Source organism: Bacteroides sp. AF25-5LB (assembly GCF_003602965.1).
Taxonomy (GTDB): Bacteria; Bacteroidota; Bacteroidia; order Bacteroidales; family Bacteroidaceae; genus Bacteroides; species Bacteroides uniformis.
Genome location: NZ_QTMC01000001.1, coordinates 374,977 through 401,135, shown reverse-complemented (window position 1 = coordinate 401,135; position 26,159 = coordinate 374,977). Strand labels below are relative to the sequence as shown.

19 protein-coding genes, 1 tRNA gene and 1 pseudogene are annotated in these 26,159 nt (G+C 46.1%); 5 read left to right on the top strand and 16 right to left on the bottom strand.

Features of this window, described 5'->3' with window-relative positions; translation table 11 throughout:
* Positions 1 to 112 precede the first annotated feature (112 nt).
* Positions 113 to 2,356 carry a GH92 family glycosyl hydrolase gene (locus tag DWY57_RS01685; protein ID WP_117601114.1) on the top strand — a complete coding sequence of 748 codons (2,244 nt, stop codon included), beginning with the start codon at positions 113 to 115 and terminating at the stop codon, positions 2,354 to 2,356.
* 78 nt (positions 2,357 to 2,434) lie between these two features.
* Here DWY57_RS01685 and DWY57_RS01680 read toward each other — a convergent pair whose 3' ends face one another.
* The 9 genes from DWY57_RS01680 to miaA form a co-directional block, all read right to left on the bottom strand.
* The gene (locus tag DWY57_RS01680) at positions 2,435 to 3,961 is read right to left on the bottom strand and encodes an ATP-binding protein (RefSeq protein WP_119961241.1); all 1,527 of its coding nucleotides are present in this window, start codon (positions 3,959 to 3,961) and stop codon (positions 2,435 to 2,437) included.
* Between the two features lie 440 nt (positions 3,962 to 4,401).
* Positions 4,402 to 5,286: a TraB/GumN family protein gene (locus tag DWY57_RS01675; RefSeq protein ID WP_117965967.1), complete on the bottom strand. Its 885-nt coding sequence runs from the start codon at positions 5,284 to 5,286 to the stop codon at positions 4,402 to 4,404.
* 78 nt (positions 5,287 to 5,364) lie between these two features.
* Positions 5,365 to 5,877, bottom strand: coding sequence for a C40 family peptidase (locus DWY57_RS01670; RefSeq protein WP_117601111.1), 513 nt, complete (start codon positions 5,875 to 5,877; stop codon positions 5,365 to 5,367).
* Entirely contained in the window at positions 5,874 to 6,683 is an 810-nt protein-coding gene (locus DWY57_RS01665; protein WP_119961240.1) for an ABC transporter ATP-binding protein, read from the bottom strand. Before DWY57_RS01665 ends, DWY57_RS01670 begins: the two co-directional genes overlap by 4 nt.
* A 25-nt stretch (positions 6,684 to 6,708) precedes the next feature.
* Positions 6,709 to 8,196 (bottom strand): DUF5687 family protein, encoded by a 1,488-nt coding sequence (locus tag DWY57_RS01660; protein ID WP_005835497.1) that lies wholly within the window; start codon positions 8,194 to 8,196, stop codon positions 6,709 to 6,711.
* A gap of 83 nt (positions 8,197 to 8,279) precedes the next feature.
* Entirely contained in the window at positions 8,280 to 11,108 is a 2,829-nt protein-coding gene (locus DWY57_RS01655; RefSeq protein WP_119961239.1) for a M16 family metallopeptidase, read from the bottom strand.
* 103 nt (positions 11,109 to 11,211) lie between these two features.
* Positions 11,212 to 12,012: a 3-deoxy-8-phosphooctulonate synthase gene (gene kdsA / locus DWY57_RS01650; protein ID WP_117601107.1), complete on the bottom strand. Its 801-nt coding sequence runs from the start codon at positions 12,010 to 12,012 to the stop codon at positions 11,212 to 11,214.
* 23 nt (positions 12,013 to 12,035) lie between these two features.
* On the bottom strand, positions 12,036 to 12,962 hold the full coding sequence (locus DWY57_RS01645; protein WP_005828845.1) for a YegS/Rv2252/BmrU family lipid kinase: 927 nt from the start codon (positions 12,960 to 12,962) through the stop codon (positions 12,036 to 12,038).
* 65 nt (positions 12,963 to 13,027) lie between these two features.
* Positions 13,028 to 13,945 carry a tRNA (adenosine(37)-N6)-dimethylallyltransferase MiaA gene (miaA, locus tag DWY57_RS01640; RefSeq protein ID WP_119961238.1) on the bottom strand — a complete coding sequence of 306 codons (918 nt, stop codon included), beginning with the start codon at positions 13,943 to 13,945 and terminating at the stop codon, positions 13,028 to 13,030.
* A 627-nt stretch (positions 13,946 to 14,572) separates the two neighbouring features.
* On the opposite strand from miaA, the gene DWY57_RS01630 reads away from it, so the two are divergent.
* Complete coding sequence (locus DWY57_RS01630) at positions 14,573 to 15,865, top strand: MATE family efflux transporter (RefSeq protein ID WP_119961237.1); 1,293 nt, start codon at positions 14,573 to 14,575, stop codon at positions 15,863 to 15,865.
* Between the two features lie 14 nt (positions 15,866 to 15,879).
* Complete coding sequence (locus tag DWY57_RS01625) at positions 15,880 to 16,500, top strand: CatB-related O-acetyltransferase (RefSeq protein ID WP_005828836.1); 621 nt, start codon at positions 15,880 to 15,882, stop codon at positions 16,498 to 16,500.
* Positions 16,501 to 16,510: 10 nt separating this feature from the next.
* Here the strand turns inward: DWY57_RS01625 and DWY57_RS01620 are convergent.
* A pseudogene (locus tag DWY57_RS01620) lies at positions 16,511 to 18,572 on the bottom strand (3'-5' exonuclease).
* 127 nt (positions 18,573 to 18,699) lie between these two features.
* On the opposite strand from DWY57_RS01620, the gene DWY57_RS01615 reads away from it, so the two are divergent.
* Positions 18,700 to 19,284, top strand: a complete 585-nt coding sequence (locus DWY57_RS01615; protein ID WP_119961236.1) for a nucleotidyltransferase domain-containing protein — start codon at positions 18,700 to 18,702, stop codon at positions 19,282 to 19,284.
* Between the two features lie 2 nt (positions 19,285 to 19,286).
* Here DWY57_RS01615 and DWY57_RS01610 read toward each other — a convergent pair whose 3' ends face one another.
* Positions 19,287 to 20,003, bottom strand: a complete 717-nt coding sequence (locus DWY57_RS01610) for a LuxR C-terminal-related transcriptional regulator (RefSeq protein ID WP_243634633.1) — start codon at positions 20,001 to 20,003, stop codon at positions 19,287 to 19,289.
* 215 nt (positions 20,004 to 20,218) lie between these two features.
* Between DWY57_RS01610 and DWY57_RS01605 the strand changes: the two genes are divergently transcribed.
* Positions 20,219 to 20,683, top strand: coding sequence for a DUF2867 domain-containing protein (locus DWY57_RS01605; protein WP_005835508.1), 465 nt, complete (start codon positions 20,219 to 20,221; stop codon positions 20,681 to 20,683).
* A gap of 47 nt (positions 20,684 to 20,730) precedes the next feature.
* Here the strand turns inward: DWY57_RS01605 and DWY57_RS01600 are convergent.
* From DWY57_RS01600 to sppA, 5 genes are all read right to left on the bottom strand, one after another.
* Positions 20,731 to 20,803: transfer RNA gene (locus tag DWY57_RS01600), tRNA-Phe, on the bottom strand.
* A 143-nt stretch (positions 20,804 to 20,946) separates the two neighbouring features.
* Positions 20,947 to 21,996, bottom strand: coding sequence for a thiamine-phosphate kinase (gene thiL, locus DWY57_RS01595; RefSeq protein WP_005828671.1), 1,050 nt, complete (start codon positions 21,994 to 21,996; stop codon positions 20,947 to 20,949).
* 6 nt (positions 21,997 to 22,002) lie between these two features.
* Positions 22,003 to 22,812, bottom strand: a complete 810-nt coding sequence (locus tag DWY57_RS01590; protein ID WP_005835556.1) for a purine-nucleoside phosphorylase — start codon at positions 22,810 to 22,812, stop codon at positions 22,003 to 22,005.
* Positions 22,751 to 23,881: a tetraacyldisaccharide 4'-kinase gene (gene lpxK, locus DWY57_RS01585; protein WP_117601100.1), complete on the bottom strand. Its 1,131-nt coding sequence runs from the start codon at positions 23,879 to 23,881 to the stop codon at positions 22,751 to 22,753. The genes DWY57_RS01590 and lpxK overlap by 62 nt, the downstream gene beginning before the upstream one ends.
* Positions 23,882 to 25,651 (bottom strand): signal peptide peptidase SppA, encoded by a 1,770-nt coding sequence (sppA, locus tag DWY57_RS01580; RefSeq protein WP_005835560.1) that lies wholly within the window; start codon positions 25,649 to 25,651, stop codon positions 23,882 to 23,884.
* Positions 25,652 to 26,159: the final 508 nt, after the last annotated feature.

Here is a 26,159-nt window from a genome sequence, read left to right as displayed (position 1 = left end):
TAGTTTGCAGTGTCACTGCAGACCGTTTGCAGTAACGCTGCAGAGTGCATGCAATGACACCGGCATGGGTAGCGTGCTCACTAACTAATAAAGAACAAATCCCTACTATATTATGAAACGACTGATTACTTTCTGTATCATCTCCTTTGGAATGCTCACGGCATCTATGGCTGCGGAGAAGCAACCGACGGACTATGTGAATCCTTTTATTGGTACCACCAACTTCGGCACTACAAATCCGGGAGCCGTCTGTCCCAATGGAATGATGTCCGTAGTGCCCTTCAACGTGATGGGCTCGGAGGACAACAAATACGATAAAGATGCCCGCTGGTGGTCCACTCCCTATGAGTATCACAATTGTTTCTTCACCGGATATTCGCATGTCAATTTGAGCGGTGTGGGCTGTCCGGAATTGGGTTCTTTGCTGCTGATGCCCACTACGGGAGAGTTGTCCGTGGATTATAAGGAGTATGGAAGCCGCTATAAGGACGAGCAGGCATCCCCCGGATATTACAGCAACTTCCTGACTCGCTACAATGTGAAGACGGAAGTGACGGCAACTCCCCGCACGGGTGTGGCGCGTTTCACCTTTCCTGCTGGGCAAAGCCATGTACTGCTGAATCTGGGCGAAGGTCTGACCAATGAATCGGGAGCTTTTCTGCGTCGGACGGGTGAGTGCGAGTTTGAAGGTATGAAGCTGCTGGGTACTTTCTGCTATAATCCGCAGGCCGTTTTCCCCATCTACTTTGTGATGCGTGTCAACAAGCAGCCTGCTGCTTCGGGCTACTGGAAGAAGCAACGCCCCATGACCGGTGTGGAGGCCGAATGGGATCCCGATAACGGACGCTACAAACTTTACACCGGCTACGGGAAAGAGCTGGCAGGAGATGACATCGGCGCTTACCTTACATTCCATACTGAAGAGGGCGAGCAAGTGGAAGTACAGATGGGAGTCTCTTTTGTGAGTATAGAGAATGCCCGGCTCAATTTGGATATCGAGCAGCAGGGAAAGAACTTCAGCCAAGTGCTGGAGGAAGCCCGTCGTTGCTGGAACGATGACCTCTCGCGCATCCTTGTGGAAGGAGGTACGGAAGAGCAGAAAACCGTTTTTTATACGGCACTCTATCATACGCTGATACATCCCAATATCCTGCAAGATGTGAACGGGGAGTATCCCGCTATGGAGAGTGACAAAATTCTGACCACCAAAGGCGACCGTTATACCGTCTTTTCCTTGTGGGACACTTACCGCAATGTGCACCAGCTTCTTACGCTAGTATATCCCGAACGGCAATTGCAGATGGTGCGCTCCATGCTCGACATGTACCGCGAACACGGCTGGCTTCCCAAATGGGAACTCTACGGCCGTGAGACGCTGACCATGGAAGGTGACCCTTCCATCCCCGTCATCGTCGACACCTGGCTGAAAGGTCTGCGCGACTTTGACATAGAACTGGCCTACGAGGCCATGCGCAAGGGAGCCACCCTGCCGGGGGCGGAGAACCTGCTCCGTCCGGACAATGACGACTATGTGTCATTGGGATATGTGCCTCTGCGGGAGCAGTATGACAATTCCGTTTCACATGCCCTGGAATACTATATTGCCGACAATGCCTTGTCGCGCATAGCTGCTGCGCTTGGCAAGAAGGAGGATGCCCGTCTGTTCCACGAACGTTCGCTGGGCTACAAGCATTATTACTGTAAGGAGTACGGTACTTTCCGTCCCATCTTGCCGGACGGAGAATTCTATGCTCCTTTCAATCCTATGGAAGGTGAGAATTTTGAGCCCAGCCCCGGCTTCCACGAAGGCAATGCTTGGAACTATACTTTCTATGTTCCCCACGATGTGAAAGGGCTTGCCCGGCTCATGGGTGGAAAGAAGCCGTTTGTAGACAAGCTTCAGCGCGTGTTCGACGAAGGGCTGTACGACCCTGCCAACGAACCGGACATTGCATACGCCCATCTTTTCTCTTATTTCAAGGGTGAGGAGTGGCGCACGCAGAAAGAGCTGCACCGCCTTTTGCAGAAGTATTTCAAGAATGCCCCCGATGGAATTCCCGGCAATGATGATACCGGAACGATGTCCGCTTGGGCTATCTTCAATATGATGGGCTTTTATCCGGATTGTCCCGGAGAACCGGCATATACGCTATCTACTCCGGTATTTGATAAAGTAACCATAAAGCTCGACCCTAAGTATTGGGGACGCGACCAACTGGTAATAGAGACGGAACGTCCGTCGGCAGAATCTCTATATATCCGCGAGATGAAGCTGGGAGGAAAAAAACTGTCCCGATATCGTATCACTCATGAAGAACTGGTGCAGGGAGGTAAACTGCAGTTTAGTCTTCGATAGGTATTGTGAGTCAGGATAACATCGGTGATGGTTTAGGTTGCCCGCTGTTGACAGAGTTCATGTCAGTGGCGGGCTTTTCTATGCAGGTTGGCTTCCGGCAGGTTGATAGGGTATTTCGAACCAGAATTCGGAACCTTTCCCCGGAATAGAGCTGACACCTACTTTTCCGTTCATTTTCCCGGCAATCATGGTGCAGATGGAGAGTCCGAGGCCCGTGCCTTGTTTAAAGCTGTTTAGCTTGACAAAGCGTTCGAATACATCCTTTTGCTTTTCGGGAGGAATGCCGCACCCGGTATCACGGACAAAGAAGCGAATCCTGTCTTCTTGCGGCAGGTGATAACCAATGTCGATGAAACCTTCTTCCGTATGCTTGAGGGCGTTTGACAGATAGTTGTTCAGTACTTGCCTTACCCGCTTGGGAATGGTATGAATGCTACAGCAATCCGTACCGGGGAGGAGACGTATGCAGACTTTGGGCGGAAGTTTCAGTTTTGCCATCGTCTGCATTTCATCAAGCGTCTTGTTTACATCCATATCTCCTTCTGTGAATTCGAGAATGCCGGCTTCGATGCGTGACAGGTCGAGAATATCATTAATCAGTTGCAGCAGCAGTTGGGTGTTTTCTTCGATGATATGTATGTATTCCTTTGTATCTTCGTCTTGTATATAATCGGAAAGTATGGAGGAGAATCCGACAATGGCGTTTAGTGGAGTACGTATCTCGTGGCTCATATTGGCAAGAAAAGCCGATTTCAGGCGGCTGGCTTCTTCTGCTTTCTCTTTGGCTGCCAGTAGTTCGGTGATATCCAGTGCAGAACTGACAATCCATCTCTCTTTTCCTTTGTTGTAGGACACCAGCGTTTTGTGAAACGACAGAACATACTCTCTGCCTTTGGGATTGACAAAGTGTTTGATGTAGGACTGGGGAGTTTCCGACTCTTCGACTTCTTTGTCTGTCTCCTGAATGAAATTATCTTGCATTAGGGGTTTGAACTCCTCTTCATAGTGTCCCACAATATCCTCAGCGGGGACTTCCATCATCTCTGCCGCTTTTTTGTTCCATATCAGGTAGCGTCCTTCGTTGTTTTTGTCTTTTACTGTAGTGGCGATGGGGAGGTTCTCCAGAATACTTTCAAGGAAGAAACGGTATTTTTCGTTTTCCCGGCGTTGGACTTCATCTTCCGTAATGTCGCGTATGAAGGCCATGGCATAATTTCTGTTGAGGTAGACCATGCGCACTGCGATATATAGTTCTTCACTACTTTCCACTCTTATCTTTAGGATCAGGCTGTCCGAAGTGCGGGTATTCAGTACGCGTAACAGCGACGTCATGTATTTCCGGCATTCATCGGCGTCTGTCACTAAATTATTGATATTTAGAACTCCCGAATTCAGAAATGGAAGTCTGTTCGCCTTTTCGGTAGGTGTATTAAGTAGTTTTACGACAATACCTTGTCGGTTCAGCAGATATACTGGAATGTCTATTGCCCGGATAATCTGTCTGTTCAGACTTTTGTATTTATGATTTATCCAGTATAGAAAGCTTGCAGATGTAACGGCAATTAACAGAAATAACTGTACTTCTCCAAATAATGTAAGATGCATACGCGGTGTCTTTCATTTCGTCTGTCCTCATTGACGAAGGTTATTATATAAAAAGCGCGAGGACTGTTATTGTCTATCTGCATTCGAGGCTCTGGAAAATGCCCACACCGTTAATAGACAACAGCCCCCACGCCTAAGTATATAATAACATAGACGTAAAGAAACTGTTGCTATTATCCTGCGGTGTTTAAGAGAATTTTCCAGATTCCGAATAGCAGGGATAATAACTTTCGCTTCTTGCGTTCTTATCGAATCGAGTCAAAAGTGACGTTATCACTATAACAGCCAAGACTTTGGTGCAAAAGTAGTATATTTTTCGGGATGTACAGTATGATGAGGACAATAAAGTGTATATGCAAACAAAGCGTGATGGTATTTGACCGTCACGCTTTGTATAGCCTGCCATTAAAAGTTGTTGTTAGAGAGAATTGTTAGAGGATTTATTTCATGGCTTCTATGGTATATCCTTGTTGTTTCAGAAGGTTCAGCACTCCATTGTCTCCGGGCAGGTGTCCGGCACCGACTACGAAAAGGGTGGGGGCTTCCGTCATGATGGCAGGCATCTTTTCAACCCATGCCTTGTTGCGGTTGTCCAGCATGGCTTCCATCTCTCCGGGCAGCGGGTCGCATGAATTGCCGTCGCGCTCTTCCATCAGTTGCAGCATGGCATCCAGATCCTGCTTTTCATAAGCGGCAATCAGGCGCTTGCTTTGCTCGATACCTTTCTCGATGTCACTGATAGCGCAGTAGAGGAGGTTTGCCTGGCGTTGCAGCGTCTGGCTGTTGAACAGAATGTCTATTTGTGACTGGGCTGTTTCCAGACCGCCAACTTTCTTGCCTTGCTGTCCGGCCTGCTGCTGGAAGTAAGTGTCGAGCTGTTCTTGCGGGTTGAAGCCCGGAGTATGTTTCATGTAGAGCAGGACGACAAGCTGCTGGTTGATGGCAGCCGGTTTCAGTTGAGCAAGCATGGCGATGTCTACCATCATATTCTCTTTTACAACTTTACCCACTTCTTCGTATTGCTCGGGAGTAAAGAGGCTTTGCAGCGTGGTGTCTTTGGGCATCATCATCTGCTGTTGCATGCTTTGCATGAAGGTGGGAGTCGCCATTTCGCTCATCACGACCTCACCGTAGACTTGGGTGGTTTCGTTCATGGCCTGCGGCATGGCGGCGATGCTGTCCTTGATGCTGAGTGGAGAGAGATGGTAAGTACCGAAAATATAGGATGGTTTCTCTAATCCTTTACCGGATACTTTCCATAAAAGTTGTGCATTGGCACTCAGCGCAATGCTGATGAATACGAGGATGCCTAAAAGTTTCTTCATTGTTTTCTTCTTTTAATTGTTTCTGGACTATCAGTCGGGAAAGAGTAAAGAAAATCACAAGAAGGGAAAAAATTAGTATCATTTTATTCTTCCTCCGCAGAGCCAGTGTTGGGTGTAATATTTTTCCCGGAGGTTGCTGACTATGACTCCCTGGCTGGTACTGGCATGTATAAATTTGCCGTCCTTGAGGTAGATACCTACGTGTGCCACTTTTTTGCGGGAAGCACGGCTGGTGAAGAACACCAAATCTCCCTCACGCAAGTTGCGGCGGGAGATTTTGCTGCTCTCTTTCAGTTGCCCGTCTGTGCTTCTCGACAGACGGGTGTGGTAAACTTTCTTATACAGTTGCGATACCAGTCCGGAGCAGTCTGTCCCCCGCTTGCTGTCGCCACCAGCACGATAGGGGGTGCCTATCCATTCGGAGGCATGGATGTACAGCTTGTGGTTGTCCTGCAGTTCAATATCCACTCCCAAACGGACGGATGCCTGTGCCAGGGCTTTGTAGTCCAGGCGTGGCGCGGAGGTATGGCAGGAACTTAGACCTATCAATATGATGGTAAAGGCTACTATATAAGAAAGATATTTTTTCATGCTTCCGAGTTTTTTTCTTCTACCGTTTTATCTTCTTTTTCCGTTATTTCTTCTACGGCTGCTTCTGCTTCTTCTACCGTTTCTTCTACCACGGCTTCTTCCTCCACGCCGACGTTGAAGTAAGCTTCCAATTCCTGTTCGGCAGAGTTGTTCTCATTTCGTATATCGCGGATAATAACACCGTTTTCTAACAATGCAATACGCGGGCAAACGTCCACTGTGTGGTTCAGGTTATGGCTGGAAATGATGACAGTGGCTCCGTGTTCTTCATTGTATCTTTTCAGCAAGTGTTTGATTACGGACTGTGAACTGGGGTCAAGGAAGTTGAACGGTTCATCCAGAATCAACAGTTGCGGATGGTGGAGCATGGCGGAGATGATGCCGATTTTCTGCTTGTTTCCGGCAGAATAGTTGCGGATGAATTTCTTCTGGCCCATTACCTCGCCGTTCATGAAGCGTTCGAAGGGAAGCAGGCGTTCGTCTATCTCCTCTTTCTTCAGACCGTACATCTTGCCGATGAAATAGAAGTATTCTTCGGGAGTGAGGTAGTCTATCAGGAAACCGTCGTCTATAAAGGCTCCCGTGAAGTTCTTCCAGTCCTCACTTTTGCTGACGTCAATGTCATTGATGGTTACATTGCCCCGGTCTGCCTGTAGTAAGTCAAGAATAAGGCGGAAGAGGGTGGTCTTGCCTGCACCGTTGTTGCCTACCAGTCCCAGCATATCGCCTTGCCCGATGGTGTAGTTCTCTATATCTACGGCTTTTTTTGTGCCGAAATTCTTTTGTAAATTGTTGATGCGTATCATGTTAGTGATTGATGTTTAATGATTTCTATTTCTGTCTACTGTCCCTGAAGCCTTCCATATTCTTGTAGCGGCGTTTCATGAGTCGGTGATATACATTCATCAGCCAGAATTTGGAAGTGGCGATGAATGCCACGCCGATGCCGATAAGTATCCAGGGGGTGACCTCTTTGCCAAAGATGGCATTCAGTGCAAAAAGCAGCAGTAAAGGTATGCCGAAAGCACCTCCTGAAATCAGATTCTGCAGACCGGTGCCTATATTCTGCCGGCTGGTCATCTTTGAATTCAGGTCGGTAGTCTTGTTGTTGTAGACTGCCAGTTGGAACAGACAGCAGTATACGGCTCCCGGAATGAATATCAGCCATGCAATGCAACCGAGTACGGATACCTTCCCGGTAACCATACCGGGAATCATCAGAATCGTAGGAATGAGCAATGCAATGCTGTACAGTATGTATTTGGCACGCAGCAGCGAGTAGATAGATTCCTTGCGGCTCATCAGTCCGTCAATGTAATTGCCTTCGTAACCCATCAGTGTGCTGAGGAACATGATGCCGAAGATAATGTAATTATAAAGGACGAAGAAATCTCTCAGACCTCCGTCATACACATCGGAAAAGCTAATGATACTACTGAACATTATCACTACACCGGTGATGGAATAGAGCGAACGCTTACAAATCTTGTTGCGTAGCAATAACTTGAGTTCCAGTCTCATGTATTCGCCTATTTCGCCGTAGCGGTCGAGGAATTTGTATTCGGATACATGTTTTATCCGTGTATCTTCCACTTTGTTCAGTTCATTGTAGATGAGTTTCTGCATCAGGGTGCGGTTGATGAACCACATGAGGGCGATGGCAGCCAGTACACCGATGAATGACAGTATATTGCCGGTGATGAACCCTTCTCCCAGATTGACAAAACAGTCGAAAAGCGGACTGTTGTCCGGAATGAATAGTGCGGCGGCAATGCCACCATATACTACTACCGGTAGTGCCAGCCACCAGATGCGCTCACCCATCAGTGTGCGGCACAACAAGAACCAGTAGTTATTGAATACCATCAGCAGCCAGATGCCGATGCAATAGGTCAGCACACCACTGATTCCATAGAATTTGGTGACGGTGATGATGGAAAACGGAACAAACAGAAACAGCCAGAACAGATTGAAGCCATCCAGTCCGGAACGGATCAGCAGGAAGTCGATAAGACGATTCCGCTTGATGGGAAGCAGCAGGTAGGGCTTCACTTCCTGGGTGGGTGTTTTTTGGAAAGGCAGGCGTATCAGGAAATCCAGCACAAGGACAAATATCAATCCGGAGTTCATTACGTGATAGGCTTCTGTGGCACCACCGTCAAAGGCGAATGCAAAGGTCGTACCGAAGAATATCAGGTAACCGGCCCAGAAGACAAACATGAAGTACATCCAGAATTTTCCGAATTTACTTTTTTCGTACATCGGATTTCGTTTTTCTGCCAGTTTTCCGTGCTTGCGCAAATCTAAGAAAAGACTCATAGTATTTGTATATATAGAGTTTGTATAAAAAAAGCTGCGCTGCCTTTCATCGAACAACGCAGCCTTCTGTGTGTATGGCTCTCTTATTCTTTGTCAGGAGTTTCAGGACTGATCATTGATACCTCAATCTCATTCTTCTGCTTGAACAAGTCGTCGGTGAACTTCTGGATGTCCTTCACGGTAATGCTGTTGACTATCTGTTCGTAATCCTTTATCGGATTCATACCGGTGAACAGGTATTCGTCAATACTTCCCAGCCAGTAGCTGTTCTCCTTCAAGTCTTCGGCGTGTTTTTTCAGCATGAACTCCTTCACTTTATTCAGATCTCCTTCCGACGGACCTGCTTTGGCGATGTTGTCGAGTTCTGTAAAGATAATCTGCATCAACTTTTCTCTTTTTGCCGGAGCGGTTTCGAATATAATCTGCAGAAGGGCCTTTTCTTTCGGATATTTGCTTAACTGGCCGCCTACATATACACCGTAAGTGCCACCTTCGTCTTCACGTACCTTGGCTGTATAAACCAAGTCAAGAATCTGGCTGGTCATATCCAGCAGGATGTCATTTTTCAGGTCGTACTTGCAGTCACCGCTCAGCAGGACAAAATTCGACGCTTTAGCAGTTTCCTGCTTCCTTACGAACTCATTCTTGTAAATTCCTTGGCGCATGTCGACTTTATTGTCCTTGAATGTTTCCTTGCGGTTGATGGCAGGCAGTGCACCCAGGTACTCGGCGATGAGCGGTTTCATTTCCTCCACATTCACATTTCCTACAAAGATAAAGGTAAAATCGCTGGCATCTTTGTAGCGGTCTTGATACATAGACAGAATCTTGTCATAATCCATCTTGTCAATCATGTCCGCCTTTATTCTAGCTCTTCTGGGATGGTGCATGTAAATACCGGCCGAGACAGAGTCACTGAACGCCACCTGGGGATTCATTTCCATATTTTGCAAAGCAGCTTTGTTGCGGTTCTTGTAGGATGCAAAGGCATCGTCGTCACGGCGCGGGGCGGTGAACGTCAAGTAAGTGAGCTGCATCATTGTCTCGAAGTCTTTCGGTGAACAGCTGCCATTGACGGTTTCTGTCTTGTCACCGATACCATAGCTGACGGAAGCTTTCTTGCCAGCCAGAACTTTTTCCAGGTCTACGGCACTGAAATTACCCAGACCACCGACACTCACTGCATCCAGTCCGTTGATGTTGATGATTTCCGAGTCGGGGAACAAGGAACTGCCGCCCAGGCTGACTCCCTTCATGCGGATTTCGTCTGCCTTGAAGTCTGTCTTCTTGATAATGACCTTGACTCCGTTGGAGAGTGTCAGCGTTGTAGTGCTGAATATATCGTCTGTCTGCTCGGATACAATCTTTCCGCCTTTCGGGGCTTCGGCCATCAAAGGTTCATCCGATACCTTGTCTACGTAGGCAGTCAGTTTTTCAGCTTTAATATCTTTCAGTATCTTCTTGATTGCATCTTCTGTCGGCATTTTCAATCCTTCCTTATCCGGACCGAGAATAGCGACTACCTGGTTACTGTCTGTCACGAGGGCTTGCATCATCTGGTTCAGTGCGGCAACCGGAATGGCGGGAGCTATCTGATTGATGATGGCGTATTCGTTTTCGATGCCCGGAATCGGTTCGTTATCGAGGAAATGACGGACATATTCATCCACGTACTCTTCATTCTTGCGTTTGTCACGCTCGTTATAAGCAGATTCCAGTTGGCGCAGATATTCGGCACGGGCACGATTGTATTCCGTTTCCGTAAAGCCGAATTGGCGGGCGCGTTCTGTTTCGCGCAGGAGAGTGGCTATTCCATTTTCTATGGCATCTTCCTTGCAGACAACGATACCGGTGAAAGCATCTTTGGTTTTGGCAACGAAGAAATCATCGTCGTAAGTGGCAGCATATATATAGGGGGGATTGGCAGTCTGTACCAATTCGTTCAGGCGTGCATTCAGCATATTGTTGATGAGCGTGGTTGCATAATTCTGTACCAGATAGCCCATATCGCCTTTCTGCTCGTCAGGAGTGGCTTCATGCTTGTTGAAAATGAGGGCCTGTACATTAGGCTGTTCCTTATCCTGATAAACCAATACGATAGGCTCCTTGTTGTCGTTTACCGGATAGTACTCACGTTTGGCAGCATTGGGCTGGGCGGGAATATCAGAAAATATTTTCTTGATTTGGGCTTCGATGGCATCCACGTCTATATCGCCAACTACCACAATACCCTGAAGGTCCGGACGGTACCACTTTTCATAGTAGTCTCTCAAGGTTTGCGGTTTGAAGTTCATAACGACCTCCATCGTTCCGATAGGGAAACAAGTGGCATACTTCGTTCCTTCGAACATGACCGGAAGCATCTTCTCCTGGAAGCGTTGTATGGCGCTCATACGGGTGCGCCATTCTTCGTTGATGACTCCGCGTTCCTTGTCTATTTCCTTCGGGTCCAGAGTCAAATCGTTACTCCAATCGTGCAGAATCAGCAAGCAGGAGTCGATGGCTCCCGGAGTAGTGACCGGCACATTGGAAATGTTGTATACGGTTTCGTCTACGGAAGTATAGGCGTTCAAGTTCTCACCGAATTTCACCCCGATACGCTCCAGGTATTGTTTCAGTGCATCACCGGGGAAGTGGGTCGTTCCATTGAAACACATGTGTTCCAGGAAATGGGCAAGGCCGCGTTGGTCGGCTTCTTCTTGAATGGAGCCTACCTTTTGGGCAATGTAAAAGTCGGCCCGGTTTGCAGGCTGGCTGTTCTTGCGGATATAATAGGTCAATCCGTTGTCCAACTTTCCGATACGGACATTTTTGTCGACCGGGATAGGCGGCATTTGCTGTGCAAATACCTGCTGAAAATTGCAGCAAAGAATTAACGCTACAATCCATAAACCGCGTAATAGATGTTTCATATTATTATGAATTTAAATTGTTCTTGAACTATCTGTCGGACAGCCCTTAGATAAATCACAACTTCTGTTGTTTTTTTCGGATTCCATTCCGGATAAATGGAATTTATCTGACTGCTTCCCGGATGCGGACCAATTTGGTCAGCAGGTCTTCCAGCAGGTCGAGTTTCAGCATGTTGGCGCCGTCACTCTTGGCTACGGTGGGATTTTCGTGGGTTTCGATGAACAGTCCGTCTACACCTACGGCAACACCGGCTTTGGCTACGGTCTCGATAAGTTGCGGCATACCTCCCGTGACACCACTGGTCTGGTTGGGCTGTTGCAGGGAGTGGGTTACATCCAGGATGACAGGGAAACCGAAGGTCTGCATTTCGGGGATGCCGCGATAGTCGATGACCAAATCCTGATAACCGAAAGTAGTTCCGCGTTCCGTCAGCATGACGTTCCTATTGCCTGCTTCCACTACTTTATCAGCCGCAAAGCGCATGGCAAGCGGAGAGAGGAACTGCCCTTTCTTGATGTTGATGGTTTTTCCGGTTTTGGCGGCGGCTACAAGCAGGTCTGTCTGCCGGCAGAGGAAGGCGGGAATTTGCAGAATATCCACATATTCGGCAGCCATGGTGGCTTCTTCGGCGGCATGAATATCGGTTACGGTAGGTACTCCGAAAGTGGTGTGCACTTTTTGCAGTATCTTCAGCGCCTTTTCGTCACCGATACCCATAAAGGAATCCAGGCGGGAGCGGTTGGCTTTGCGGTACGACCCTTTGAATACATAGGGGATTTGCAGTTTTTCGGTGATAGTCACGATACGTTCGGCAATGCGCATTGCCATTTCTTCTCCTTCGATGACACATGGACCTGCCAGTAGGAAGAAGTTTCCGGCAGGATTATTCTTTAATTCAATCATAGGTTGTTACTGATTAAGTATTTTCAATTGGGTATAATCAATGTTATTGCTTCATGCAGTACGCTGATGTCCAGTGGAAAATGACGGTCGAGAATACGTCCGTCCAAATCGACAGAGGCATTTTGCGCACGCAGCACTTTTACTTTTTGCGTACGGTAGGGCATCACTACCTTATGGTTCAGAATCCGCCCTTGGATAAGCATCCACAATCCCGACCATAGTTGCAGCAATTCGGGACGGTAAATGACGGAAACATCCAGCCAGCCGTTATAGGGCACTGCACTAGGCGCCTGGCCGTATCCCCACGCACTGCCTATGCAGACAGTCATGATGCGTCCGCGTATATGCTCGCCGTTTATCTTGAGATGCATGCGGTACAACTTACGTTCGAAGATAATGGATAGCAGTGCCATGAAGTAAGAGAGGAACTTCACTCCCCAAAAACGCTTGCACTGGTCGGTGATTTTCACGATACGGGCTCCCAGACCTATGTTGATGGCATTGAGAAAGTAGCGTGTCAGATGCTTTTCACCGTCGTAATAATAGCAGGTACCCACGTCTATTTTCCGGCGGCGGTTGTTGATGATGCAATCCACCGCTTTCTTGTAGTCCGAACTCATTTCCCAATAGTCGGCAAAGTCATTTCCTATACCATTGGGGATGATGCCGATGGCTATATTCTCCTTGTCCGGTGCATTGGAAAGCATGATGCCGTTAATGACGTCATTCAGTGCGCCGTCACCGCCTACTACAACAATGGTGCGGTAGCCGTTGTTGGCAAGGATACCTGCCAGACGCTCTACCGAACCGAACCCTTCGGACTGCACATAGTCGTAAGGCACACCTTTGCTGTCCATGTATTCTTTGATTTCTTTCCACCGTTTCTGCACTTTCCGCGTTCCGGCCTTGGGGTTGTATATTACTCCCAACTTTTCGGGTTCTGCACTCATGATTCTATTTACAATTTGACTATTTACAGTTTACGATTTAAATCACCCGGTTCTTCATCATTTCATCATCCTTCCAACTTCTTCTTTACAAAAGCTATCTTTTCTTCCATCGGCCATCGGGCATTCATCCAATGGATGGTAAATCCACGCCGTTCCATACCGCGGAACCAGGTCATCTGGCGTTTGGCAAACTGGTGGATGGCTGTTTCCAGTTGCGTGAACATCTCTTCATAGGTCAGCTTGCCGATGACATAAAGTGTCAGATACTTGTATTCCAGTCCGTAATAGATGAGGTCATCCGGTTGGATGCCTTGCTCTATCAGACGGCGCACTTCGTCTATCATTCCTTCTTCCAGACGCTGGTGCAGGCGTCGGGTGATTTTCTCCCGACGCAGTTCCCGGTTGATGTCCACACCAATGATGAGGCTGTTCAGCTGGGGGAAGGAGCGTTCGTCTACTGGGGTATGGGCATAATACTCTTCGATTTCGATGGCTCGTATGGCACGTTTGGCTGTGTCTACGTCCGTAGTATTGTGCAGGCTTTTGTAACCTTTCAGTATGTCGGTCAGTTCTTCCAGCGATTTGTCTGCCAGACGGGTGCGCAACTCGGGATTCTCGGGTACGGGCAGCAGACGGTAGCCTTTCAGCACTGATTCGAGATACATTCCGGTTCCTCCACATACAACGGGCAGGCAACCTTTTTGTTTAATAGTCTCGTAAGCATTCAAGAAATCACGCTGATACTCGAAAACATTGTACTTATAGCCCGGGTCGGCTATGTCGATGAGGTGATAGGGAATCTGTTTCCCGTCGACGGTATAGTCGGCAAGGTCTTTGCCGGTGCCCAGGTCCATTCCCCGATAGATTTGCCGTGAATCGGCACTGATGATTTCCGTATGGAGTTCGGCGGCCAAGGCGGCTGCAAATGGAGTCTTTCCTGAGGCGGTAGGCCCTAATATGGCGATTAAATCATAGTCTGGCATATATAAGTTCTTGTTAATCTCACTACAAAGATAGTGCAAACCGAATGCAGAATAAAATGAACTCGTTCATTTTTTATGCTGAGGTGCAGCTTATCTTCGTGTTAGTGCAAAGATAATGCAAACTGGGAGTATAATGGAAAGAACTTGCTCATTTTTTTACGTGATGCTATACCTTCTTTTCTACTTTGAAGCAGAAAAAGTGAAAAAGGACGTGAAAACGAGCATTAATCTTATTAAAATGTGTTATGAAACATGCTTTTTTTCTTGGAAAGTTTGTCAATGTCCCAAAATTCCGTACATTTGCAATGTGTTTTTCATAGTATTAGATTTAAGGTTAACAAAGGTTGGAGTACAGCGGTACTCCTTTTTTTATGCCCTAAACTGAACTTTGGCACTTTTTTTCTATATTTTTGCACTATATATTGAATGAACAAACATGTTCACCTCTTATGAAGCTCTGTATATAGCTACGCTCAACGAATAGCCCTGCTTGATAAAGCTATTCAGCTATCTGGCAAACGATGACCCGTTTGCCACAGAGATTGTGTATCCTTTTATTCATGAATTTGCAGGATGGCATGCTGTACTTGTACAGTGTGTTGTTTTGTGCTATTTTATTGTTGAGCAATGCATTATACATATAAACAGATATGGCTTATCAACTTTCCGGTAATGATGAGCATTTTGATGGAGCAGCTGATAAATATAACCGATGCTGTTTTCTTAGGTCACGTTGGCGAGGTGGAATTGGGAGCATCTGCCATTGCGGGGATTTATTATTTGGCGGTCTACATGCTTGGGTTTGGGTTTAGTATCGGATTGCAGGTGATGATTGCTCGAAGGAATGGAGAATGTGGCTATGGTAAGGCTGGAAAGATATTCTTTCAAGGTTTCTTCTTTTTATCGGGATTGGCCATTTTGCTTTGTCTGCTGATGCAGGCAAGTTCTCCTTTCATATTGGGAAGGTTGATTTCCTCGCCGGAGATTTATCGGGCTGTAATTCAGTATCTGGACTGGCGCAGTTTCGGTTTGCTGTTTTCGTTTCCGTTTTTGGTTATCCGTTCTTTTCTTGTGGGAATAACATGCACTCGGGCATTATCGTGGGCTGCTGCCGTTGCAGTAGTGATTAATATTCCTTTGAATTATATTCTGATATTCGTTGGAGGACTGGGAATATCGGGAGCTGCCATTGCTTCTTCTCTGGCAGAGATGGGTTCTTTGGTGATGCTTCTTTTCTATGTATGGCTGAAAATAGATAAAGGGAAATATGGATTGAAACCGGTATATGACGGAAAGCTGTTGGTGGATGTGCTGAGCTTGTCGGTATGGAGCATGCTTCATGCCTTTATCAGCGTGGCTCCGTGGTTCTTGTTCTTTGTGGCGGTGGAACATTTGGGTAAAACGGAATTAGCCATTTCCAATATTACGCGAAGTGTATCTGCTGTCTTTTTTGTAATAGTCAATTCTTTTGCGGTCACTACGGGTTCGCTGGTCAGTAATGCGATTGGGGCTGGAGAAAGGAGGGCTGTTTTCATTATCTGCCGTAAGATACTGAGGTTGGGCTATTCTGCTGGATTTCCACTGATAGGGGTAGCTGTATGTTATAATCGCTTGATAATAGGAATCTATACAGATAACGAACTGTTAACAGAGCAGGCTTTCATCCCTTTTGTTGTGACGTTGCTGAATTATACCTTTGCCTTGCCAGGCTATGTATATCTCAACGCAGTTGGAGGAACCGGTAAAACCCGGATTACTTTTCTTTTCCAAGTGACTACCACTGTCGTGTATCTGGGGTATCTTTATTGGTTAAGCGCTTGCACTCATGCATCCTTGGCTATTTACTTAACGGCAGAATACCTTTTTGTGATTTTGCTGGCACTGCAATCGGTTTTCTATTTAAGAAGTAAACAATATTAGAAACATATCGAATTATGATGACTAAAATATATCCGCGTACGGGAGATAAGCAAACCGTATATCTTAATGCTGTTGTAAAGGATCCTCGAATAGAGGTTGGTGACTATACTATTTATAATGATTTTGTAGCTGACCCTTTGTTGTTCGAGAAAAACAATGTGCTGTATCATTACCCCATCCATCAGGAGAGGCTGGTTATTGGTAAATTCTGTTCCATTGCTTGTGGTACGAAATTTCTGTTCAACTGTGCCAATCATACGTTGAAATCTCTGTCTACTTATACATTTCCTTTATTTTACGAAGAGTGGGGATTGAAGAAATCGGACATAACGGATGCATGGGATGACAAAGGAGATATTATAATAGGTAATGATGTTTGGATTGGTTATGAAGCGGTGATAATGGCTGGTGTTCATATAGGAGATGGGGCGATTATTGGTGCACGTGCTGTTGTGACTAAAGATGTTCCCCCTTATACAATTGTAGGGGGAACTCCTGCCAAAGAAATCAGGAAACGTTTTGATGAGGATGTGGTGAAGAAATTATTGCGGCTGCAATGGTGGGATTGGTCGATTGATGAGATACGCTGTTACTTGCCGCATCTTGTACAAGGCTGTTGGGATAGATTTCCTTAATAATCCATCATCAGTGAGTTGCCGGTCTTGCCTCGTGAAATGTCAAGGTTAGGCGGTGCATAGCTCTGGTTACAGCTACATAAAGCATACTCTTGTCAATCTCCGAACGGTAATTTCTCTCATCCGTCTGTGGAATAATGACTTCGTCAAACTCAAGCCCTTTTGCCATGTGGGCAGAGGTGATGACGATGCCTTGCACAAATGCGGAGCTTTGACTTGATAGGAAGCTGATATCATTGGCATATGATTTCAGCATGTCTGCCATCTTCCTGGCTTGCTGTTCCGTCTTGCATATGATGCCAAGAGACTTATATCCGGATTTCCGGTAAGTGGAGATTAGCCCCATAATGCCGGACAGTTCTTCTACGGCACTGCCGAACTGCAGGATTTGTGGCTTTTCTCCATGCCGGGCAACCGGTTCCAGCTCTGCGTTAGGATGAATCTTTTGCGCAAAATCCGTAATCTCGAAGGTGGAACGATAACTCTTACACAATTTCATGATTTCACTTGCAGTAAGTGACTTTTGGATAGTTTCTGCTGTGGATGAGCCATAAGGATTCACGGACTGTCCTGCATCGCCCAACACGGTTTTCCGGCATGGAAAGAGTTTCTGTATTACCTTGTACTGTATGGGCGAATAGTCCTGCATCTCATCTATCAACAGATGTTTGACTCTGCATGGCTGGTTCCCGTTTCCCTCCAATGCCAAGTGTAGGTATGCCAGCGGTGCCAAGTCTGAGTATTCGAGTGTATGTCCCTTTCGCATTTTGAACATTCCGGGATTATTTGTCCATTTAAAGAAATCTTTGTAGACTTGAATGTCGTTATTACCTGCAAACATTAGTCTGATTTCTTTCTTCAGAAGGTTTCTTCCGGCGGTGGTTACCGTAAAGGCGTATTGTATTTTCAACATATCCAGCATATAATCAGCCATAGCATCAAATCGTCGGCGTATGGGATAACGGTTGAAACGTAGGTACTGTTCTTCGATAAACGGGGCAGGTATGGTGATGTATTTGGTCAGCTTCACGTCTGCTGCCTTGAAGTAGGTGTTCTCTATGTGGAGGATAAACTTGTCAAGCTCTGAAATGAAACCGAAAGAGGCTTTATAGGCTATTCTGTCGATGAGGCTTGAGGATGGCTTCTCTAACAGTTCATTCACTAACCCGAAGTATGTTTGGTACTTGTATTTGTGTTCCAACACTCCGGAGAGTATTTGTTCCATACTGGTTTCGGGCACGGTTTTTTCTCCAAGTTCGGGGAGGACGTTGGAGATGTAATCGGAAAACACTTTGTTGGGGGGAGACAATCAGAATATCTTTTGACGAGATGCTGTCTCTGAAGGTATAGAGCAGGTAGGCTATGCGGTGCAGGGCGATGGATGTTTTTCCAGAGCCGGCCACTCCTTGAATAATAAGCGTGCGGATATCTTCGTTGCGGATAATCCGGTTCTGTTCCCGTTGGATGGTGGCAACGATATTTTTCATCTTGTCATCTGCATTGGAACTTAACTCCTTTTGCAGAATGTCGTCATGGACGGTTAGGGCACTTTCAATCATAAATTCCATTTTGCCGCCCCGAATTCTGTATTGGCGTTTTAGGGAAATTTCTCCTTTAATCTCTCCCGATGGAGACCGATAGCCTGCTTCTCCTAATTCATGGTCATAGAACATGCTCGAAACGGGTGCTCGCCAGTCATGGATAAGGGTAGCTCGACTTTCCGGGTCATAGAAGGTATGGATGCCTATACAGGTAGGCATCACTTTGCTGTTTTCTTTCTTTTCCAAAAAATCAATTCGTCCGAAGTAAGGAATGGCAAGTATCTTGGTGAGCCGCTTACGCTTGTTGATTACACTTTCCCCCAAGGCAAAATGGTTCAGAATGCTTTCGCGCATGGAGCGTATCTCGTGCGGGTCGATGTCTTTGTTGGACCAGATATAGTCTTTGTATTCTGCCAAGGTGTCGACGTGGTCTTTCACTGATGCGTCGGTATTACCGATAACCTTTTTCAGAAAACTGATTATTTGCTTTAAATATTCTTTCTCTTGTTTCTCCGTTTGATTGAATGCCATAATTAGTTGTTGCTAAAAGATAAGACAGTGTGCAAAATTAGTGTATTGTATCGGGAAGGGAAATGGCTATTTATAGCTATATATTGGGAAGTTTTATATCTTTGCACATTCAAAAAAGTGGAGGTAAATGGATATTCATGAGCTTGCAAGGCAGAATCAGCAATCTGCATGGAAAGTATTGGAAGATACCCGTATTATTGAAGCATGGGAGCGCATTGGAGCAACCGTTCATTTGGTGGGCTCACTCCGTACCGGGCTGTTGGCGAAAAGTAGGGATATAGATATCCATATTTATACCGATAGGTTGGATGTAGGAGAGAGCTTTTCGGTCATCCGGGAACTTGCGGAACGGTTGCCTTTGCAGGAAATACAATATAGGAACCTTATCCATACGGAGGAAGAGTGCATGGAGTGGCATGCTTTATATAAGGATAGAGAACAGAATACTTGGAAGTTTGATATGATTCACATCCAGAAAGGTTCCAGGTATGATGGTGTTGTAGAAAAGGTGACTGCCGCTATTGCGGAGCGCCTTACTCCTGAGATTAGGAAAACGATATTGCAAATCAAATTCGATGTGCCGGATGGTGTAACGATTCCAGGTATAGAGATTTATCATGCTGTCTTTACGGGAGGTGTCCGCACTTATAAGGAGCTTGAAGAGTGGCGCAAAACAAATCAGTTGGCGGACAGTCTCGGTTGGCTTCCGTAATCTTAGAGGTAGATACCAAGATTTTCTACTATATGGATGGCTTCCATTATATTGTTGGCATCTAACTTGCTTAGGATGTTTTTCCGGTGATTGTTCACAGTATAGATGCTCACTCCCAGCTGGTAAGCGATTTCCTTGCTTAGAAAACCTTGTCGGATGAGTCGTAATATTTCTTTCTCCCGGTTGGATAATTGTTTGTCGGGAGAAACAGTGCATGTTGGAAGCATCTCTCCCGTTTTTCTGTTCACCACCGTCCGTTTGATTCTTTCGATAGGGGTCTGGTCGGGAAGTATATCCATTACTCCCATAATTATCCAGGCTTTACCATTCCGGTCTGTTTCTATGACTTGTTGCCGGCTGCTTACATTGATATACTGTTGCCGTGCATTCAACATACGGAATTGAAATATTTGCCGGTAGTCATTTCTTTCTTCCGGTGGGAGTGAGTAGATGAACTGTCCATGCTCGATTTGGCATTCTGTGAGTTGAATTCTGTCATCAGGGTGTATTCTCTCTTCCAGTAAATCGCCTTGTTGCCTGATTGTCTTTATCCAAGTGGGATTGTATCCGAAAAGATGGGCAAAACTGTCGGATGCAAAATCGTATCTCTCTTTAAATACGTCAACTGTAAAAATACAGCTCTGGCTCATTTGTGAGAACGCTTGCACGGATATTCTTTTCTTGTTCCACAAATCATAGTCCACATCGGGACTGCTAATCTGCTGTCTTGCTCATGATTCTTTGGGAGTTGTCTTGTTGGTAGTCATGGAACAAAGATAACTGATAATTTTCTTTTGAGCTTTATCTTTTACGGGATAATATTATTTCTAAGAATATGTTGTAGGGTTGGATTAAGTGGCTACCTTTGTAGGCCATGTCATTGGGGACGTCGTGAATGAAAAGCAAACGAGTAATAAATTCAATATGTGATAAGATGAAAGATATACCGGCAGACAGCTTAATAAAGAATTATTTTCCTGTAGATTATATAGATTCTTTTTCTAAAGTGATGGTCACTGGGCAGGCATTGACACCGGAAGATTTTCGCAATCTTGCCTTTAGCCGATTTCCTAAGTGGATTGGTTGGCTCATGAATTTCAGGAATGCGATTGTAAAGCCATTAGGACTGGATACAGCAACCAGATTTACAGATATGGTCTTGGATAAAAATCTGCATGAAGAAATTCTCGGAATGCCGGATAAGCATCTTGATTTCCATGTGTCCATGTGGTGCGGGGAATATCACGAAGGAAAACAAGAACTTCGGATTACTACTGTTGTGAAGTACAATAATTGGCTGGGAAGGGCATATTTCTTTATTATCAGACCTTTTCATGGGATAATAGTAAAGTCTATCTTAAAGCATGTTGCTGGGGATAGGGGGAGTGGGTGTAAATAAATACTCCCATTGAAATATTATCATTTCAATGGGAGTATTTATTTGAGTGGTGCCACCAGGAATCGAACCGGGGACACAAGGATTTTCAGTCCTTTGCTCTACCAACTGAGCTATGGCACCATGTTTATCTCTTTTGCGATTGCAAAGGTAGTGAAACTTTTGGACTATGCAATAGCTTTCATAATAAAAAACGCTGATAATTGGCTATATGGCTAATTATCAGCGTTTATGATTTGAGAAAAAATACTGAAAAAGTTTTATAGTTATGCTTTTTCCGCTTCTTCTTCCTTCAAAGGATTCCATCCTTGTGCTTTGAGTTCAAACTCTTGACCGTCACGGGTAATTAGGGCGCAGCCTAATTCCGGTTTGGTGATATGGCCAATCAGCTTGACGCCTTCCATTTCGGCAACCTTTTCATGGTCGGCAATGGGGACGGTGAACAATAACTCATAATCCTCGCCTCCGTTCAGTGCACAAGTGCTCAGGTTCATATTGAATTCTTCTGCCATTACAGCCGTCTGATAGTCGATAGGAATATGTTCTTCGTAAACTCGGCAACCCACTTTGCTTTGGGTACAGATATGCAGTAATTCCGAAGAAAGTCCGTCCGATATATCCATCATGGAGGTGGGTTGTATACCTTCTTCTGCCAGTTTCTGAATGATGTCACGGCGTGCTTCGGGCTTCAGTTGACGTTCCAGAAGATACTCCTTCCCCGAGAAGTCCGGTTGCAAGTCTTTGTCACCTCCTTTGAGCACCGCCTTTTCGCGTTCCAAAAGCTGTAGTCCCATGTAGGCGGCACCCAAGTCGCCGCTGACGCAAATCAGGTCGGTTTCGCGGGCACCATTGCGGTAGACCACTTTTCCTTTCTCACCCTCGCCTATGCAGGTGATGCTGATGGTAAGCCCAGTATAGGAAGCGGAGGTGTCTCCTCCCACGATGTCAACATCATATTCTTCGCAAGCCAAACGGATGCCGGCATAGAGTTCCTCCATGTCTTCTATACTGAAACGCTTGGATATGCCCAAGGAAACGGTAATCTGCTTCGGTGTGCCGTTCATGGCATAGATATCAGAGAAATTGACTACGGCCGATTTATACCCCAAATGCTTGAGCGGTACATACACAAGGTCGAAATGGACGCCTTCCATCAGCAAGTCGGTAGTAACGAGCACTTCCTTTTCGGCCGGGTAGGAGAGGACGGCGGCATCATCTCCGACACCATATCGGCTCGACTCGTTCTTTAGTTCAATGCCTTCGGTGAGGTGTCGGATGAGGCCGAATTCACCGAGGGTAGCTATTTCTGTTCTCATGCTTTCTTATGCTCTATTAATCAATTCACGCATAATCTCTGTCATTCTCGGTTGCGCCTCGTCCGCAGCTTTCTGCACTTCTTCGTGAGAGACTTCTACGATTTTACCTTCTACCCCCAAGTCTGTAATGACAGATACGCCGAACACTTTGATTCCGCAATGATTTGCCACGATGACTTCCGGCACGGTGGACATGCCCACTGCATCGGCACCCAGAATATGGAACATCTTGTATTCCGCAGGTGTTTCGAATGTGGGACCTTGCGTACCGATATAGACACCGTGCTGAACCTTGATGCCCTTTTCTGCCGCAATGGCGTCGGCCTTACGAATCAGCTCTTTGTCATAGGCCTCGCTCATATCCGGGAAACGAGGGCCGTAAGGTATGTTTTTGCCACGCAATGGATGTTCGGGGAAGTAGTTTATATGGTCGGTGATAATCATCAGGTCGCCGATCGCAAAATCCGGATTTGTGCCTCCACTGGCATTGGAAACGAACAAGGTCTTGATACCCAGTTCGCGCATTACACGTACCGGGAAGGTTACTTCCTTCATGGAATAGCCCTCGTAAAAATGGAAACGTCCCTGCATCGCCATGATGTCTTTATGGCCCAGTTTGCCGAAGATAAGTTTTCCGCTGTGTCCCTCTACGGTAGAGACGGGGAAGTTGGGGATTTCTTCGTACCTTATCTCATACTTTTCAGTGATTTCACCGGCAAGACTGCCGAGTCCGGTACCGAGGATGATTGCTGTCTCAGGCTGGGTGTGCATCTTTCCCTTCAGAAAGGCTGCTGTTTCTTGAATGCGCTCTAACATAGCCAATAATGTTTTGGTTAAATATATATTGTTGATTTTGTAAAATTTCTATTTCTATCGGCAGCACGTAGATGTACGGCTTTAGTGTTTCGTCCAGTGCGGGATGGAGTTTCAGCCTTGCCGCATCTTTCTCCGTGGTGATTATCAGTCTTTTCCACTCTTCCAGGTGCAGGAATTGTTCCTTTATTTGCAATAAATCCTTGGGAGTAAAGTCATGATGGTCATCAAATGACAGCAATTTGACGTGCGGCGTGTAAGATTCCACTTCTTTCTGCAAGGGGGCGGGGGAGGCGATGCCTGTCACCAGCAGTACTTGCTCGTCTCCGGTGAGGGAGGAGAGCACTTCCCAGCTGTTCGTTTTCTCGGGAAATAGCGGGGTCAACATTCCATAGCGGAATCTGGAGAAATACAGTTGTTGGTATGGATAGAGGTGGAGCCGTTTGGCTATGATGTTGAAGTCTATCGGCTTGATGTCATCCGGACATTTGGTGACGATGACCATCTGTGCCCGGTTTTTACCGCTTGAAGGTTCGCGGAGTCTTCCGGCAGGGAGCAAGGCATCATCGCATAGTAACCGGTGAAAATCGGTTAGTAGAATGTTCAGTCCGGCTTTTACATGGCGATGTTGGAAGGCGTCGTCCAGGATGATGGCTTCTACAGTGGGATTTCCCAGTTTCAGCAGTTGCTCAATGCCGTGACAACGGTTTTCGTCTACCGCTACCCGTGCATTGGGGAATTTATTTTTAATTTGATACGGCTCGTCACCTATTTGCCGTACATTGCTCTTGTCATCGGCCAGTACATAGCCTCGGCTTTTACGCTTGTAACCCCGACTGAGGGTGGCTACATTCACTCCGTTTTTTTGTAATAGCTTTATCAGATATTCGGTATGTGGCGTCTTGCCAGTTCCGCCCACAGCAAGGTTGCCCACGCATATTACTGGAACGTCAAAACTCTTTGACCGGAGCCAGCCCCAGTCAAAGAGTTTATTTCGCAAGCATACCCCTATTCCATAAAGCCATGATAGGGGATATAGCCAATGATATATCTTGATAAAGTTTTCTTCCATTTATTGAATATTCAGTTCAAAGGGTACACGTGCTTGTATACGGTCACATTTGTCAAAATTCTCCAGGACGCTGAACTGCTGGTATATCTCGCCCATTGTGCCTTTCAGCATGCGTGCTTTGACGTAGTTACCCGGATTGGTGTTCATCAGGCTTTCAAAGAAACTTTCCTTTTTCGGATAGCTCATCACGGTATAGGCATCTACTCCGGCCTTTGCAATGGCAATGTCCAAAGCTTTGTCCAAACCACCCAATTCGTCGACCAGTCCTAGTTCCTTGGCCTTGCTTCCGGTCCATACACGACCTTGGGCAATTTTATCCAGGTCTTCCTTGCTGATGCCTCGGCCATCGGAGCAGCGGGTGAGGAAGAGGTCATATCCGTTGTTCACATACATTTGCATCAGCCCTTTTTCACCGTCATTCATCGGGCGTGTCAGCATGCCGAAGTCTGCGTATTTATTGGTTTTCACTACATCAAAATTTACCCCGATTTTATCAGTCAGCCCCTTTGCGTTGGGGAACATGCCGAAGATGCCGATAGAACCCGTCAGTGTGGTAGGCTCGGCCACGATGGTGTCTGCATTACAAGAAATGTAGTAACCTCCTGAAGCTGCATAGTCACCCATGGAAACAATGACCGGTTTCTCTTTCTTCAATTCGCTGACGGCATACCATATCTGTTCTGAACCATAGGCACTTCCGCCCGGTGAGTTTACGCGTAATACTACCGCTTTTACATCTTCGTCATCTTTCAGCTTGCGCAGGTCTTTAATCACCTTTTTAGAGTCGATGCCTTCTTCGCTGGAGGCAGAAGATGAACCACCGTCAATTTCTCCATAGGCATAGTATACGGCAATCACATTTCCACTTTTGTCTTTGGGAACGTTCTTCTTTACGTTAATCATGTCCTGCAAACCAAGTACGGGCATGCGGTCGTCTTTGTCGATGCCTACCATCGCTTTCAGGTAGTTGCGCACATCATTCTTATATATTAATGTATCGACCAGTCCGCATTGCACACTTTCTTCTGCGGGATAGAACATCAACATGCGGTCGGCAATGGCGTTCAGTGAGTCTACAGATATTTTGCGTGATTCTGCAACATCATTGGTCACTTGTCCCCAGATGGAGGTCAGGTAAGCGTCGATTTGTTCACGGTTGGCAGGGCTCATTTCGGTAGAGATGAAAGGCTCTACAGCCGATTTGTAGGTACCTACTTTGAATATCTGCATTTCCACTCCGATTTTGGCCAGCAAATCCTTGAAGAACATGGGGGTAGCGGCCAAGCCCCTCCACTCGACCATACCTTGCGGGTTCAGCAACACCTTGTCGGCTACACTTGACAGATAATAAAGACCTTGGGAATAGCTGTCACCATAAGCTACGATGAATTTTCCCGATTCCTTGAAATCCTTCAATGCATTGCGTATTTCTTCGCGTGAAGCAAATCCTGCACCCAGCGAAGTTGCTTCTATATAGATACCTTTAATGTTGTCATTCTCTTTTGCTTTTTTGATAGAGGAGAGGACATCATCCAGGCCATAGGTCTTATAATTGTCTCCCATAAGGGCATCGAACGGATTGTCTTGGCTGCGTTCAGCCAGTGCGCCATTCAAATCCAGCATCATAATGGAGTTCTTGCGTACTTGCGTTTCCGACTCCGAAGATGATACCATGCTGAAAACCACCAGAATACTGATGAAAACTAAAACAACGACTGATACGATGATGCCGGTAATGGTGGCAAACGTAAACTTCAGAAAATCTTTCATTGTACTTTATTGTTTTTAGTATGCTAACTTTTAAAAGCTAACAAAGATAAATAATTAGGTTGATATTTACCCTATCTGTCGCTGAGTTTTTCGGTTTGTCACAGTATTATGGGAGATTTCATTCTCTTTTCTTTTATCTTTGAAGTATGTCATTTCGTTCTTTATGGATAGTTAGTTTGTAAAATGCCAGAGTATAATTGCTGTCTTCTTACTTTCTGAATCTATTTCTCCTAAGAACTAATCTTTCCACACCCGTGTTTCTTTCTTACCACAGCTGTGGTAAGAAAGAAACACGGGTGTGGAAAGAAAGCAACATATCTGTGGTGAGAAAAGTTGTTCATTAGTTCCCGTTTAGTTTCCGTGCTTTCCGGATGTAGCCTTTCGCAGGTTTATTGTCAGTTCTCTTTGTGTTCCGCAAGCGCGGTGCCGGCCGTTCTGTGGTCTATGTCAAGGTATGAATTGGAGCTTGTATTTCTCGCGCGTATATATATAATGTGTCCCTTCCTTT